This is a genomic window from Burkholderia stagnalis (genome assembly GCF_039848545.1).
Taxonomy (GTDB): domain Bacteria; phylum Pseudomonadota; class Gammaproteobacteria; order Burkholderiales; family Burkholderiaceae; genus Burkholderia; species Burkholderia stagnalis.
The window spans coordinates 1,558,201-1,571,915 of record NZ_CP156685.1; the positions used below are offsets into that span (position 1 = coordinate 1,558,201).

Below are 13,715 nucleotides of genomic sequence, written 5' to 3' on the forward strand. Positions count from 1 at the left end.
CGCGACAACCCTCTTTGCCTGATGACCATAGCGAGTCGGTCCCACCCCTTCCCATCCCGAACAGGACCGTGAAACGACTCTACGCCGATGATAGTGCGGATTCCCGTGTGAAAGTAGGTAATCGTCAGGCTCCCTAAGCCAGAAACCCCCGCCTAACCGGCGGGGGTTTTTGCATTTGCGGCACGGAAACGTGATCGAGTCCGGAACGCGCGGGCACGATTTGATACGATCGACATGCGGTCGAAGAACGTCCCGCACGGCAGTCCGTACATCGGAAATCAGTACTCGACGAGAGGGCGTTGAATGAACATTGGTGATGCCTCGCGCGAATCCGGAGTCAGCACGAAAATGATCCGGTACTACGAACAGGTTGGACTGCTGACGCCGGCCAAACGTAGCGACGCCGGCTACCGGATCTACGGCGCAGACGAAATTCATGTGCTGCGCTTCATCCGCCAGGCCCGGCGCCTCGGCTTTCTTGTCGAAGATATTCGCAAGCTGCTGATGCTCTGGCAGGACCGGTCCCGCGCCAGCGCGGAAGTGAAGTCGATCGCGCTCGAGCATGTGGCCGAACTTGATAAGCGCATCGCCGAATTGACCGACATGCGCGATACCCTCGCAGACCTGGCTGCACATTGTCACGGCGACGGCCGGCCGGAATGCCCGATCTTGGCGCGTCTTGCCGACCCCGTCTCCGAACCAGAATAGTGCGCACCTTCGAGTGGGTCAACGGACGAGATTTCGAGATGTCAATGAAATCAGAGGGTTGCGTGAGCTGTCTGATGAACTATTCCAATTTGGAATGGCATCCATGCAAGCATTTCACTGGCATCTTGATGGGGCATCGCTATAATTCGGGATAACCCTATACGGGAAATCCCTGAACACCGTTTCGCCAGGGGTCGCCCCTTCCTTGGAGAACATCATGATCGCCTATATCGTTGAAAAGCTGAGCACCTGGTTCGAATCCGCAGAGCGTGAGCGCCGTGAAGCCTACCTCGCGACGTCGTCGGACGTCGTCCAGCTCGAGCAGCGCATCCGCTCGCTCGAGACCAACGGCTACTCGCTGTAACCGGCAGCGCCGGCAGGCGCCGATGGCGCCGATAAAAAAAGCAAGCCCCGTATTGACGGGGCTTTGTTTTTTGCGCGTCGGGCTCTGGCAGAGCCGGCCACTTGGCGTTATGGTATGGGCCTGATTTTTTACCAGAAGGGCAAAATCATGCGCTTGCGTATCGATGTGCAGGGCGTTTCACGCATGCGTGCGGGTTTGGCCGGAGCGTTGCTCGTTCACGCGCTGGCCGGCTACGCGGCGACGGCATCTCAGCCGTTGATTCTCGACACACAGCGAGGCATCCAGGACGGAAAGGGCGGGCTGCTCCTGCAGACCGCGCCATTGTCGCGCGAACCGATCGTCGCGCCGGCAACCATGCGAACGCCGGTCGAGCAGACGCCGAATTCGTCCGTGCCGGTGTTTGTCGCGCCTTACATCCAGGTTCCGACATGGCCGGCACCACCGGCCGGTCAGCCGCGCCCGCTGTTGCAGCCGCGGCAGCCCTAAGCGATCGGGGCGATCCTCAGTTTCCGCGGTGCTCGATTCCGCATCGGGCGCCGCCGTCCTGACCGAGCGCTTCCACGAGGTAGGGCAGCGTCTCCCTCATGTCCTGCGCCAGCGTGTAGGGCGGATTCAGAATGAACATCCCGCTGCCATAGAGACCGAGTCCGTCTGCCGGCGGATTCGACACGGTTAGCGTCAGGTGCAGCCAGTTGCCCGGTTGCAGCCGTTTCAACTGCTCGGGAAACCGCTCCGATTCCGCGCGCGCCACCTGCGGATACCAGATCGCATAGCAGCCGGTCGCGAAACGCTTCAGGCATTCCGTCACGCATGTCACCGTCCGCGCGTAATCCTTCTTGTCCTCGTAGGAAGGGTCGATCAGCACGAGCGCGCGTCGGGGCGCCGGTGGCAGCAGCGCCTTGATGCCCTCGAATCCGTCGCCCGAAAAGATCATCGCGCGCCGGCCGGCGTCGCGGAAATTGTGGCGCAGCACATCGATTTCGGTGCTGTGCATCTCGAACAGCCGCATCCGGTCCTGTTCGCGCATCAACCGCCATGCGAGATACGGCGAGCCCGGGTAGTAGCGCAATTCGCCGTCGTCGTTCAGTGCGCGGACTTCGTCGAGATAGTCGGCCAGCACCGACGGCAGCTTCTCGGCATTCCACAGTTTGCCGATGCCCGTGTCGAACTCCGAGGTTTTCGCCGCATAGCCTTCGCGCAGCGAATACACGCCGGCGCCCGCATGCGTGTCGATATACCAGTACGACTTGTCTTTCTTGTTCAGGTAGCGAAGCAGCTGGACGACGACGGCGTGCTTGAGCACGTCCGCGTGGTTGCCTGCGTGAAAACCGTGACGATAACTGAGCATGGCGGGCTGCCTGGAACGGAGGGTGAATCGGTGAAAGCCTGTCGGGCGGGCGCGGCCGGCAAGCCGGGCGCCGACGCGGCCGCGTATTGTACGCGAGTGGCCGGCAATCGCCCTATTCGTACGCGGTGCCGACCAGATCCTCGATATGCTGTTTGACGTCCGGCGACAACTTCGCGACGACATCGAGGGCACGCATGTTGTCGTCGATCTGCTCGATCCGGGACGCACCGGTGATGACCGAACTCACGCGAGGATTGGTCAGCACCCATGCAATCGCCAGCTGGCCGACGGTGCAGCCGAGTTCGGCGGCAATCCCGCCGAGCTTGTCGACGATATCGTTTCGGACCGGGTCGGTCAGTCGCTCGCGCAGCCAGTCGTAGCCCTGGACTTCGGCGCGGCTGCCGGGCGGGACGCCGTGCCGGTACTTGCCGGTCAGCAGGCCCGACGCCAGCGGGCTCCACGTCGTCAGGCCGAGGCCGTAGTCGTCGTAGAGCCGCGCGTATTCCTGTTCGACCCGCGTGCGGTGAAACAGGTTGTATTGCGGCTGCTCGACGACCGGTTTGCGCAGGTGGTGCCGCTCGGCGATTTCGCATGCAGCACGGATCTCGTCCGCGCTCCATTCCGACGTGCCCCAGTACAGCGCCTTGCCGCGCGCGATCATGTCGCTCATCGCCCACACGGTCTCTTCGATCGGCGTGTGCGGATCGGGGCGATGGCAATAGACGAGGTCGACATACTCGAGTTGCAGCCGCTGCAGCGACCCGTCGATCGCGTTGAGCAGGTATTTCCGGTTCAGCGTGTGGTACTGGTTCGGCGCTTCGGCAAGCCCCCAGAAGAACTTGGTCGACACGATATAGCTGACGCGCGGCCAGCCGAGCGACTTGATCGCGTGTCCCATGATGTCCTCGGACTTGCCGCCCGCATAGACTTCGGCATTGTCGAAGAAATTGACGCCGGCGTCGCGCGCGGCCGCGAGACATTCGCGCGCCACGCGCCGGTCGACCTGGTTGCCGTACGTAACCCATGACCCGAGCGAGAGCTCGCTGATCTGCAGGCCGGAGCGGCCGAGCCGTCGATAGTGCATGCATGTCTCCCGCGTGGCTGGTTCGACCTTAAGCTTAGACGTTTCAGGAGCGAATGGCGCAAGCGGATCATGCACAATAGCGGCTTGCCCGCCGGAGATCGCGCGCCCACGCGGCGGACCGGCGCTCAATTGACCAGAGATCGAAGGAGACGTGCATGGCAACGGATTTGAACGGCAAGGTGGCGGTGGTGACGGGCGCCGCAAGCGGCATCGGCAAGGAAATCGCGCTGGTACTGGCAAAGGCGGGCGCGGCGGTCGCGATCGCCGACCTGAACCAGGAGGGCGCGAACGCCGTCGCAGAAGCGATCAAGCAGGCAGGCGGCAAGGCGATCGGCGTCGCGATGGACGTGACCAGCGAGGAAGCCGTCAACAGCGGCATCGACAAGGTCGCCGAAACGTTCGGCTCGGTCGACATCCTCGTGTCGAACGCGGGCATCCAGATCGTGAACCCGATCGAGAACTATGCGTTCTCGGACTGGAAGAAGATGCAGGCGATCCACGTCGACGGCGCGTTCCTGACGACGAAGGCCGCGCTCAAGCACATGTACAAGGACGATCGCGGCGGCGTCGTGATCTACATGGGCTCGGTGCACTCGCACGAGGCGTCGCCGCTGAAGTCCGCGTACGTGACGGCGAAGCACGGGCTGCTGGGCCTCGCGCGCGTGCTGGCGAAGGAAGGCGCGAAGCACAACGTGCGCTCGCACGTCGTGTGTCCGGGCTTCGTGCGCACGCCGCTGGTGGACAAGCAGATTCCGGAGCAGGCGAAGGAGCTCGGCATCAGCGAAGAGGACGTGGTGAAGAAGGTGATGCTCGGCAACACCGTCGACGGCGTGTTCACGACCGTCGAGGACGTCGCGCAGACGGTGCTGTTCCTGTCCGCGTTCCCGAGCGCCGCGCTGACCGGCCAGTCGTTCGTCGTCAGCCACGGCTGGTTCATGCAGTGAAGCCGTGCCCGTTGCCGAGACGCGCTGCATTGGCGACATAAAAAAACGCGCTCCACGGAGCGCGTTTTTCACATCGGCGGGGGAGCACCAGGCGATGCCGCCCCCATGCCGACCCATTACTTCAGGACGGCGGCGACCGCGTTGGCGACCACGTCGAGGTTGCGCGTGTTCAGCGCGGCGACGCAGATCCGGCCCGTGCCGACCGCGTAGATGCCGAACTCGTCGCGCAGGCGGTCGACTTGCGCCGACGTCAGGCCCGAGTACGAGAACATCCCGCGCTGTGCATTGATGAAGCTGAAGTCGCGATCGACGCCGCTCGCCTTCAGGCGCTCGACGAGGCCGTTGCGCATCGCGCGGATGCGATCGCGCATTTCGCCGAGTTCCTGCACCCACGAGGCGTGCAGTTCCGGCGATGCGAGCACGGCCGCGACCACGGCGCCGCCATGCGTCGGCGGGTTCGAGTAGTTCGTACGGATCACGCGCTTGAGCTGCGACAGCACGCGCGTGGCTTCGTCCTTGCTCGACGTGATGATCGACAGCGCGCCGACGCGCTCGCCGTACAGCGAGAACGACTTCGAGAACGACGACGACACGAATGCATTCAGGTCCGCTGCGGCGAACAGGCGCACGGCGGCCGCATCGGCCTCGATGTTTTCGCCGAAGCCCTGGTATGCGATGTCGAGGAACGGCACGAGGTTGCGCGCCTTGACGACGTCGACGACCTGCTGCCATTGCGCGTCCGTGAGATCCACGCCGGTCGGGTTGTGGCAGCACGCGTGCAGCACGACGATCGTGCCCGGCTCATAGCCGTTCAGCGCCGACAGCATGCCTTCGAAGTTCACGCCGTTGGTCTGCGCGTCGTAGTACGGGTACGCGACGACTTCGAAGCCGGCCGCTTCGAACAGCGCGCGGTGGTTTTCCCAGCTCGGATCGCTGATCGCGACCTTCACGTTCGGGTTCACCGTGCGCAGGAAATCCGCGCCGATCTTCAGCGCGCCCGTGCCGCCCAGCGCCTGGGCCGTGACCACGCGGCCCGCCGCGATCAGCGGCGAATCGTTGCCGAGCAGCAGCTTCTGCACGGCGGCGTCGTATGCGGCGATGCCGTCGATCGGCAGGTAGCCGCGCGGCAGGCCCGCGTCGACACGCACTTTCTCCGCCTCACGGACCGCGCGCAGCAGCGGAATCTTGCCTTCCTCGTTCGTGTACACGCCGACGCCGAGATTGACCTTGGTCGGACGGGTATCGGCGTTGAAGGCTTCGTTCAGGCCCAGGATCGGGTCGCGGGGAGCAAGCTGGACAGCGGAGAAGAGCGACATGATGGTTCGGCAGTAGTGAAAAGAGGGTCAGGCTTTCTTCAGGCGGGGCGGGCGCGGCAGGCCGCGCGCGGACAGGCATGACGCCGAAAGCGCAGCAGTTCGTCATTGTAGCGAATCCGCGCGAGTTTTTCGCATGGCGATGTGCCGCGCCACGATTTCCGGCGGCGACCGGGCGTCAGGAGCGGACAGCAGTCCGGGCGGCCGCGAAGCGCTAGAATGGCCTTTTGTTTTCGCCCCGGCCGCATTCCATGTCCGAACATCACGCCGCAGTCGGCGACGCGCTCGACGAATCGAAATTCGTGACCTTCGAAGGGTCGCCTTTCCAGCTGTACCAGCCGTATCCACCCGCCGGCGACCAGCCGACCGCGATCGCGACGCTCGTCGAGGGCATCGAGGACGGCCTCGCGTTCCAGACGCTGCTCGGCGTGACCGGCTCGGGCAAGACCTACACGATGGCGAACACGATCGCGCGGCTCGGCCGCCCGGCCATCGTGTTCGCGCCGAACAAGACGCTCGCCGCGCAGCTCTACGCCGAATTCCGCGAGTTCTTCCCGCGCAATGCGGTCGAGTACTTCGTCTCGTACTACGACTACTACCAGCCCGAGGCTTACGTGCCGCAGCGCGACCTGTTCATCGAGAAGGACTCGTCGATCAACGAGCACATCGAGCAGATGCGGCTGTCGGCGACGAAGAGCCTGATGGAGCGCCGCGACGTGGTGATCGTCGCGACGGTGTCGGCGATCTACGGTATCGGCAACCCGTCCGAATACCACCAGATGATCCTGACGCTGCGCACGGGCGACAAGCTCGGCCAGCGCGACGTGATCGCGCGGCTGATCGCGATGCAGTACACGCGCAACGAGCAGGATTTCCAGCGCGGCACGTTCCGCGTGCGCGGCGACACGATCGACATCTTCCCGGCCGAGCATGCGGAGATGGCGGTGCGCGTCGAGCTGTTCGACGACGAAGTCGACACGCTGCAGCTGTTCGACCCGCTGACGGGCCGCGTACGGCAGAAGATCCCGCGCTTCACCGTGTATCCGTCGTCGCACTACGTGACGCCGCGCGACACCGTGATGCGCGCGGTCGAGACGATCAAGGACGAGCTGCGCGAGCGCCTCGAGTTCTTCTACGGCGACAGCAAGCTCGTCGAGGCGCAGCGCCTCGAGCAGCGCACCCGCTTCGATCTCGAGATGCTGCAGGAGCTCGGTTTCTGCAAGGGCATCGAGAACTACTCGCGGCACTTTTCCGGCGCGGCGCCGGGCGAGCCGCCGCCGACCCTCGTCGATTACCTGCCGCCCGACGCGCTGATGCTGCTCGACGAGTCGCACGTGCTGATCGGCCAGCTGAACGGCATGTACAACGGCGACCGCGCGCGCAAGGAGAACCTCGTCAACTACGGCTTCCGGCTGCCGTCGGCGCTGGACAACCGGCCGCTCAAGTTCCACGAATTCGAGCGCAAGATGCGCCAGGTGATCTTCGTGTCGGCCACGCCGGCCGACTACGAAAAGCGCGTGACCGGACAGATCGCGGAGCAGGTCGTGCGCCCGACCGGGCTCGTCGATCCGGAAATCGAAGTGCGGCCGGCCAGCTCGCAGGTCGACGACGTGCTGACCGAGATCAACGCGCGCGTGAAGGCCGGGGAGCGCGTGCTGATCACCGTGCTGACGAAGCGGATGGCCGAGCAGCTCACCGAGTTTCTCGCCGATCACGGCGTGAAGGTGCGCTACCTGCACAGCGACATCGACACCGTCGAGCGCGTCGAGATCATCCGCGACCTGCGGCTCGGCACCTTCGACGTGCTGGTCGGGATCAACCTGCTGCGCGAAGGGCTCGACATCCCCGAAGTGTCGCTCGTCGCGATCCTCGACGCGGACAAGGAAGGCTTCCTGCGCGCCGAGCGCTCGCTGATCCAGACGATCGGCCGCGCGGCGCGCAACGTGAACGGCAAGGCGATCCTCTACGCGGACAACATGACCGAGTCGATGAAGCGTGCGATCGGCGAAACCGAGCGGCGCCGCGCGAAGCAGATCGCGTACAACGAGCAGATGGGCATTACGCCGCGCGGCGTGGTGAAGCGCATCAAGGACATCATCGACGGCGTCTACAACGCCGACGAGGCGCGCGCGGAGCTGAAGGAAGCGCAGCAGCGCGCGAAGTTCGAGGACATGTCCGAGAAGCAGCTCGCAAAGGAAATCAAGCGCCTCGAGAAGCAGATGGCCGATTACGCGAAGAACCTCGAGTTCGAGAAGGCGGCCCAGACGCGCGACCAGCTCGCGCTGCTGCGCGAGCGCGTGTTCGGTGCGAACGTCGGCGACCACATCAGCGGCGGCCGGTAAATCTTTCCAAGTGTGAGCAAAGGCACCCGGTAATCGGCCTGTAAGCCTTGTCGGATCAGGGTTTTGCACCGTTGCCGGTTTGTCCGGTGGCGCGTTCGGTGCTACACTTCGCGAGAATTGAGAATAGTTCGCATTAACGTTCTTCGTCGCGTTAGTGTTCATCGGCGACCGTTCCGTGGGACGGCCGTGCTTCTGTCAGAGAAAAACAAGGAGTGTCCATGTTGGGTTCTTCGTTCATCCGCACGTCGGTTGCGGTAGCGGCGGCGCTGGCCGCCATGTCGGCATCCGCCGCCGAATATCCGATCGGCAAGCAGCAGATCCAGGGCGGAATGGAAATCGGCGCGGTGTACCTGCAGCCGATCACGATGGAACCGGAAGGGATGATGCGCAAGGCATCGGATTCGGACATCCACCTCGAAGCCGACATCCACGCGGTCAAGAACAACCCGACCGGCTTCGCCGAAGGCGACTGGATGCCGTACCTGCAGGTCACCTACAAGCTGACGAAGCAGGGCGACGCGAAGTGGAAGGCGGAAGGCGACCTGATGGGCATGGTCGCGAGCGACGGCCCGCACTACGGCGACAACGTGAAGCTGAACGGCCCGGGCAAGTACCACCTGACGATGACGGTCAAGCAGCCGATGCAGACGGGCCACATGGCGTTCGGCCGTCACGTCGACAAGGAAACCGGCGTGGGCGCGTGGTTCAAGCCCGTCACGCTCGAGTACGACTTCCCGTTCGCCGGCATCGGCAAGAAGGGCGGTTACTGATCGGTGGCATAACGGACGGCGCGCCTCGGGCGCGCCGTCGTCGTAGAGAACCAAGAATGAAATTCCCCCAGAAATTCGTCGCCGCGGCCGCCGCGCTGCTGCTCGCCGGCGCCGCGCAGGCCGCCGATCTGCCGACGTTCAAGCTCGAGATGGCGGACGGCAAGCTGAATCCCGCCCGTATCGAGGTGCCGGCCGGCCAGCGCTTCAAGATCGAGATCAGGAACACCGGCAAGGGTGCCGCCGAATTCGAGAGCGTGCAGCTGCGCAAGGAGAAGGTGCTCGCACCGGGCGCCGACTCGTTCGTCGTGGTCGCGCCGCTTTCGCCGGGTGAATACAAGTTTTTCGACGATTTCCACCAGCAGGCGCAGGGCGTGATCGTCGCGAAGTAATGCGGTTTTGTCTGCGTGCGGGGGCTGATGTCCCGCGCGTCAGGAGGGTTCAATGGGTCAGATCTTGTTCATCGTCTGGCGGGAGAGCGTCGAGGCGCTGCTCGTCGTCGGCATTCTCTATGCGTGGCTGAAGAACGGCGACGACGACGCCCGTCGCGGCATTCCCTATCTGTGGACCGGCGTCGCGGCCGGGTTGCTGATGGCCGTCGGGCTCGGCGCCGCGCTCGTCGGGTTCACCGAAGTGCTGTCCGGCGACGCGCAGGATTATTTCCAGACGGCGATGGTGTTGATCGCGTGCGTGCTGATCGTGCAGATGGTGCTGTGGATGCGCCAGCACGGACGCACGCTGAAGCGCGACATGGAACAGTCGCTGCAGCAGAGCACGCGCGATTCGAACTGGTGGGGCGTCGCGGTGCTGGTCGCGCTCGCGATCGCGCGCGAGGGCAGCGAGACGGTGATTTTCCTGTACGGTCTCGGCTTCGGCCAGTCGGGCCATGTGGACGGCGGCCAGATGCTCGCCGTCATCATCGGCCTCGGCCTCGCGTTCCTGACGTTCTATCTGCTGCAGCTCGGCGGCAAGTACTTCTCGTGGCGGCATTTCTTCCGCGTCACCGAAGTGATGCTGCTGTTTCTCGGCGCGGGCCTGTTCCAGACGGGCGTCGACAAGCTGATCGACAAGGAAATCCTGCCGCTCGGCATCTCGCAGGTGTGGGATACGTCGGCGATCCTCGACGACTCCGGCACCTTCGGTTCGCTCGTCGCGACGCTCACCGGCTATCGCGCGCATCCGGCGCTGATGAACCTGATCGCGTACGCGGTGTACTGGGCGGTGGTCTGGCTGCTGCTCAAGCGCGCGAGCCGGCGCCCGGCCGTTGCCGCAGGGCGCGCCGCATGAGTACCGTCGCCGGCGCAAAAGCGGGCTGGCTCGCCCAGGCCGGCCAATGGATGCAGCGCCACGGCGGGCTGATTCGCGGCATCCAGTGGGGCGTCGTGGCCGTTTATGCGTTTCTGATTCTCGTGCCGGCGATCCTGCCGCTGCCGGACGATTCCGCCCATCTGTGGAGCAACCTCACGCTCATCGCGCAGTTCGCGTTCTGGGGCATCTGGTGGCCGTTCGTGCTGCTGTCGATGGTGATGCTCGGCCGCGTCTGGTGCGGCGTGCTGTGTCCGGAAGGCGCGCTCACCGAATACGCGAGCAAGTTCGGCCGCGGCGGCGCGATCCCGCGCTGGATACGGTGGGGCGGCTGGCCGTTCGTCGCGTTCGGGATCACGACGATCTACGGGCAGATGGTCAGCGTGTACCAGTACCCGCTCGCGGTGCTGTTCGTGCTCGGCGGCTCGACCGTCGGCGCGATCGTGATCGGCGTGCTGTACGGCCGCGAGAAGCGCGTGTGGTGCAAGTACCTGTGCCCGGTCAATGGGGTGTTCGGGCTGCTCGCGCGGCTCGCGCCGATGCGCTACAAGGTCGACGAGGACGCGTGGCGCCGTTCGTACAAGAACGGCGAGCACGGCCATCGCGTGATTCCGATCAACTGCGCGCCGCTCGTGCCGTTGCGCAACATGAAGGGCGCGGCGGACTGCCATATGTGCGGCCGCTGCAGCGGGCATCGCGACGCGATCTCGCTGTCGTGGCGCTCGCCGTCCGACGAAGTCGTGACGCTCGGCGCGCAGAAGGCGAACCCGTGGGACACCGCGCTGATCCTGTACGGCCTGCTCGGCGTCGCGATCGGCGCGTTCCACTGGACCGTCAGCCCGTGGTTCGTGCAGATCAAGCAATGGCTCGCGGGCTGGCTGATCGATCGCGACATCACGTGGCCGCTCGAGACCAATGCGCCGTGGATCCTGCTCACACATTATCCGGACCGCAACGACGTGTTCTCGTGGCTCGACGGCGGGCTGATCGTCAGCTACATCGTCGGCACCGGGCTCGTGTACGGCACGGCGCTGCTCGTGCTGCTGGCCGGCGCGACGCTGATGCTCGGCCGCTTCGATCGCGTCCGTCTGCACCATCTCGCGCAGTCGTTGATCCCGATCGCCGGCGCGGGCGTGTTTCTCGGCCTGTCGGCGACCACGGTGTCGCTGTTGCGCGCGGAGCATGTACCGCTCGGCTGGGTCGCAGGCGTGCGCATTGCGATCCTGATCGGCGCGAATGCATGGAGCGCCTGGCTCGCGTGGCAGGTGGCCGGCCGTTATGCGGGCTGGCCGCGTCGCATGGCGGCATTCGCGTGGTTCGTCGCGGGGCTGGCCGTCATCGACAGCGCGTGGTGGCTGATGTTCTGGGGCTTCTGAAGCGGGCGAGGGCCTGACGCTGTTCCGGCTCTCGCGATGAACCTTCGCGAATGAGCGGATCGATGAAATGAAAAAGCGACACGTCATTCGACGTGTCGCTTTTTTTCTTGCTGCGAGAACCAAAAAAGTGGCTTGGCTTGCTGCAACGGCTGCTTGAGTGTGTTTGCACGAAGGGGTCTAGATCTCGCGTGCAAGCCGTTACGCTGGCTAATGCCCAACACCTCTCAGGGAGGTGGTCCCCACAATACCCTGTACAACGGACTACTTCGTCAGAATCAACTTGCCGAGCCGCGTGGCGCGCAACTGATAGGTTTCCCCATTGTGCGCGATGCTGACGTGGCTACGGCCCTGCAACAACGCATCGCTGCTGACGACGCGCGTGCCTGAGTCGCGGCTTGCGCTGGCGGGCTTCGCCGGCGTCGTGACCGCTGCCGTTTTCTGGCGGCTGACGCCTGGGGCGCCGGTGCTACGGCGCAAGGTCAGCGTGGTCTGGCGCGTGATGTCGGTCATTCGGTTGATCGGTCAATGTCGATACGATGGAATGAATTCTAAATGATAACCATTCCCATTTACTAAGACTCTTTATCGATCGAAATCGACATACCGATAGCTTGAATCAAATGGCGGCCGAGGCCGGCCGCCGTTGCCGTCAGTGCAGCGGATCGGGATCCTTGCGGCCTTGCGCGTATTCGCGGATCAGCCTCACGGTATCGATATCCGACGTGCGATACGCTTCCTTGACGATCTCGTGGGTCTGTCGCGCATCCTCGGTGTCGTTGCTGACGGCGAGCGTCGTGCGGTACTCGAAGCGCAGGAACAGCTCTTGGTCGTCGCGTTCCTCGATCGTCATCGTCAGCGTGCCGCCGATTTCGCCGTCCGCCGCGTGAATGTCGTAGCGGACCTGGTGGTTCGGCGTGAACGTCACGCGGTCGCGCACGGTTGCGCTGCCGTAGTGCAGTTCGCGCTCGAGCGTGGTGTCGGTGCGCTCGTGGACGACGCAGCTGTCGAGGCCGATCACGAACAGCTGCGGCTGCTCGGCGCGCAGCACAAGACCTTCCCAGAGCTGCTCGCGGGTCAGGGTTGGCACGGCCGGATCGTCGGCGTTGATCTGGATCAGGTGTTCGAAGTTCAAGGGGACGGGTTCCTGGTGGTGGCGGGTGCCACATGGTTCAAGAACTTATTGTGACGTAAATCCGGCGCGTTCGCGGCACCCGTGCACCCGAATCGACACGGTCAGGATGCAATGCGGCCCATGCGTCCGCTCTGGTAGTCGGCCACGGCCTGCCGGATCTCGTCCTCGGTGCTCATCACGAAGGGGCCGTAGCGCACGACCGGCTCGTTGAGCGGCACGCCGCCAATCAGCAGCAGGTCGAGCGGGTCCGCGCCGGCGGAGAACGCGACTGTGTCGCCGTCGCACCGATAGATGACCATGTGGCGCGCGTCGATCGCCTGCCGGTCCGGTCCGTAGAGGCCGGTGCCCGCGATCGGATACGCGAATACGCGATAGCCGGCCGGCACCGGCTGCGTGACCGTCGCGCCCGGCTCGAGCGTGAAATGCTGGTAGAGGATCGGCGTGCGCGTCTCGATGGCCGCCTTGACGCCGAATGCCTCGCCGGCGATCACCCGGACGCGTGCACGGCCGTCCGGCGACGTCGCGGTCGGGATGCGATCGGCGGTGATCTCCTGGTAGCGCGGCGCGATCATCTTGTCGCGGCGCGGCAGGTTGACCCATAGCTGGAAGCCGTGCGAGCGGCCGCCGGTGCGCGCGAAGGCCGGATCCGGCATCTCGCTGTGCACGACGCCGGCGCCGGCCGTCATCCATTGCACGTCGCCGGGGCCCAGCGCGCCTGCATGACCGGCGGAATCGCGGTGCCGAAAGCGCCCGTCGAGCACGTAGGTCACGGTCTCGAAGCCGCGGTGCGGATGATCGGGGGCGCCCTTGGCTTCGCCCGGGCCGTAGTCGACCGGGCCCATCTCGTCGAGCAGCAGGAACGGATCGAAGTCCATCAGCAGTCGGGTCGGAAACGGACGATGGACCACGAAACCGCCGCCTTCGGTCGTGCGAAGCGCGGGATACGTGCGGTCAAGCGAGCGAGCGATCGTCATGCGGGGGCCCTCGAAAAATTGGAATAGCGTCATTTTTGAAACATGCGGCTATTATATT

At 64.6% G+C, this 13,715-nt stretch carries 15 protein-coding genes and 1 rRNA gene; 10 read left to right on the forward strand and 6 right to left on the reverse strand.

The window, feature by feature from the left end:
- Positions 1–17: 17 nt before the first annotated feature.
- The 4 genes from rrf (at position 18) to ABFO07_RS07425 (ending at position 1,558) form a co-directional block, all read left to right on the forward strand.
- Positions 18–130, forward strand: a 5S ribosomal RNA gene (gene rrf, locus ABFO07_RS07410).
- 173 nt (positions 131–303) lie between these two features.
- Positions 304–708: a Cu(I)-responsive transcriptional regulator gene (gene cueR / locus ABFO07_RS07415; RefSeq protein ID WP_059563509.1), complete on the forward strand. Its 405-nt coding sequence runs from the start codon at positions 304–306 to the stop codon at positions 706–708.
- 217 nt (positions 709–925) lie between these two features.
- Positions 926–1,072, forward strand: coding sequence for a DUF3563 family protein (locus tag ABFO07_RS07420; protein WP_081059564.1), 147 nt, complete (start codon positions 926–928; stop codon positions 1,070–1,072).
- Positions 1,073–1,186: 114 nt separating this feature from the next.
- Positions 1,187–1,558, forward strand: coding sequence for a hypothetical protein (locus tag ABFO07_RS07425; protein WP_059563510.1), 372 nt, complete (start codon positions 1,187–1,189; stop codon positions 1,556–1,558).
- A gap of 16 nt (positions 1,559–1,574) precedes the next feature.
- Here ABFO07_RS07425 and ABFO07_RS07430 read toward each other — a convergent pair whose 3' ends face one another.
- On the reverse strand, positions 1,575–2,420 hold the full coding sequence (locus tag ABFO07_RS07430; RefSeq protein ID WP_059987660.1) for a 23S rRNA (adenine(2030)-N(6))-methyltransferase RlmJ: 846 nt from the start codon (positions 2,418–2,420) through the stop codon (positions 1,575–1,577).
- A gap of 112 nt (positions 2,421–2,532) precedes the next feature.
- Positions 2,533–3,504, reverse strand: a complete 972-nt coding sequence (locus ABFO07_RS07435; protein WP_059907695.1) for a potassium channel beta subunit family protein — start codon at positions 3,502–3,504, stop codon at positions 2,533–2,535.
- Positions 3,505–3,659: 155 nt separating this feature from the next.
- On the opposite strand from ABFO07_RS07435, the gene ABFO07_RS07440 reads away from it, so the two are divergent.
- Entirely contained in the window at positions 3,660–4,448 is a 789-nt protein-coding gene (locus ABFO07_RS07440) for a 3-hydroxybutyrate dehydrogenase (RefSeq protein ID WP_069236538.1), read from the forward strand.
- A 116-nt stretch (positions 4,449–4,564) separates the two neighbouring features.
- Here ABFO07_RS07440 and ABFO07_RS07445 read toward each other — a convergent pair whose 3' ends face one another.
- On the reverse strand, positions 4,565–5,764 hold the full coding sequence (locus tag ABFO07_RS07445) for an amino acid aminotransferase (protein ID WP_059567698.1): 1,200 nt from the start codon (positions 5,762–5,764) through the stop codon (positions 4,565–4,567).
- A gap of 248 nt (positions 5,765–6,012) precedes the next feature.
- Here ABFO07_RS07445 and uvrB point away from each other — a divergent pair, with 248 nt between their 5' ends.
- The 5 genes from uvrB to ABFO07_RS07470 all read left to right on the forward strand — a co-directional run bounded on the left by uvrB (position 6,013) and on the right by ABFO07_RS07470 (position 11,551).
- The gene (gene uvrB, locus ABFO07_RS07450; RefSeq protein WP_059567696.1) at positions 6,013–8,103 is read left to right on the forward strand and encodes an excinuclease ABC subunit UvrB; all 2,091 of its coding nucleotides are present in this window, start codon (positions 6,013–6,015) and stop codon (positions 8,101–8,103) included.
- Positions 8,104–8,321: 218 nt separating this feature from the next.
- The gene (locus tag ABFO07_RS07455) at positions 8,322–8,873 is read left to right on the forward strand and encodes an iron transporter (protein WP_059878808.1); all 552 of its coding nucleotides are present in this window, start codon (positions 8,322–8,324) and stop codon (positions 8,871–8,873) included.
- Between the two features lie 56 nt (positions 8,874–8,929).
- Positions 8,930–9,262 (forward strand): cupredoxin domain-containing protein, encoded by a 333-nt coding sequence (locus tag ABFO07_RS07460; RefSeq protein ID WP_010090024.1) that lies wholly within the window; start codon positions 8,930–8,932, stop codon positions 9,260–9,262.
- 52 nt (positions 9,263–9,314) lie between these two features.
- The gene (locus ABFO07_RS07465; protein WP_059567692.1) at positions 9,315–10,157 is read left to right on the forward strand and encodes an FTR1 family iron permease; all 843 of its coding nucleotides are present in this window, start codon (positions 9,315–9,317) and stop codon (positions 10,155–10,157) included.
- Positions 10,154–11,551, forward strand: a complete 1,398-nt coding sequence (locus ABFO07_RS07470) for a 4Fe-4S binding protein (RefSeq protein WP_059567690.1) — start codon at positions 10,154–10,156, stop codon at positions 11,549–11,551. The genes ABFO07_RS07465 and ABFO07_RS07470 overlap by 4 nt, the downstream gene beginning before the upstream one ends.
- A gap of 261 nt (positions 11,552–11,812) precedes the next feature.
- Here the strand turns inward: ABFO07_RS07470 and hemP are convergent, their stop codons facing one another.
- The 3 genes from hemP to ABFO07_RS07485 form a co-directional block, all read right to left on the reverse strand.
- A complete protein-coding gene (gene hemP / locus ABFO07_RS07475; RefSeq protein WP_059809818.1) occupies positions 11,813–12,061 on the reverse strand; it encodes a hemin uptake protein HemP in 249 nt (82 codons plus the stop codon).
- Positions 12,062–12,200: 139 nt separating this feature from the next.
- Positions 12,201–12,683 carry an SRPBCC family protein gene (locus ABFO07_RS07480; protein ID WP_059567686.1) on the reverse strand — a complete coding sequence of 161 codons (483 nt, stop codon included), beginning with the start codon at positions 12,681–12,683 and terminating at the stop codon, positions 12,201–12,203.
- A 101-nt stretch (positions 12,684–12,784) separates the two neighbouring features.
- Positions 12,785–13,657: a pirin family protein gene (locus ABFO07_RS07485; RefSeq protein ID WP_347468587.1), complete on the reverse strand. Its 873-nt coding sequence runs from the start codon at positions 13,655–13,657 to the stop codon at positions 12,785–12,787.
- Positions 13,658–13,715: the final 58 nt, after the last annotated feature.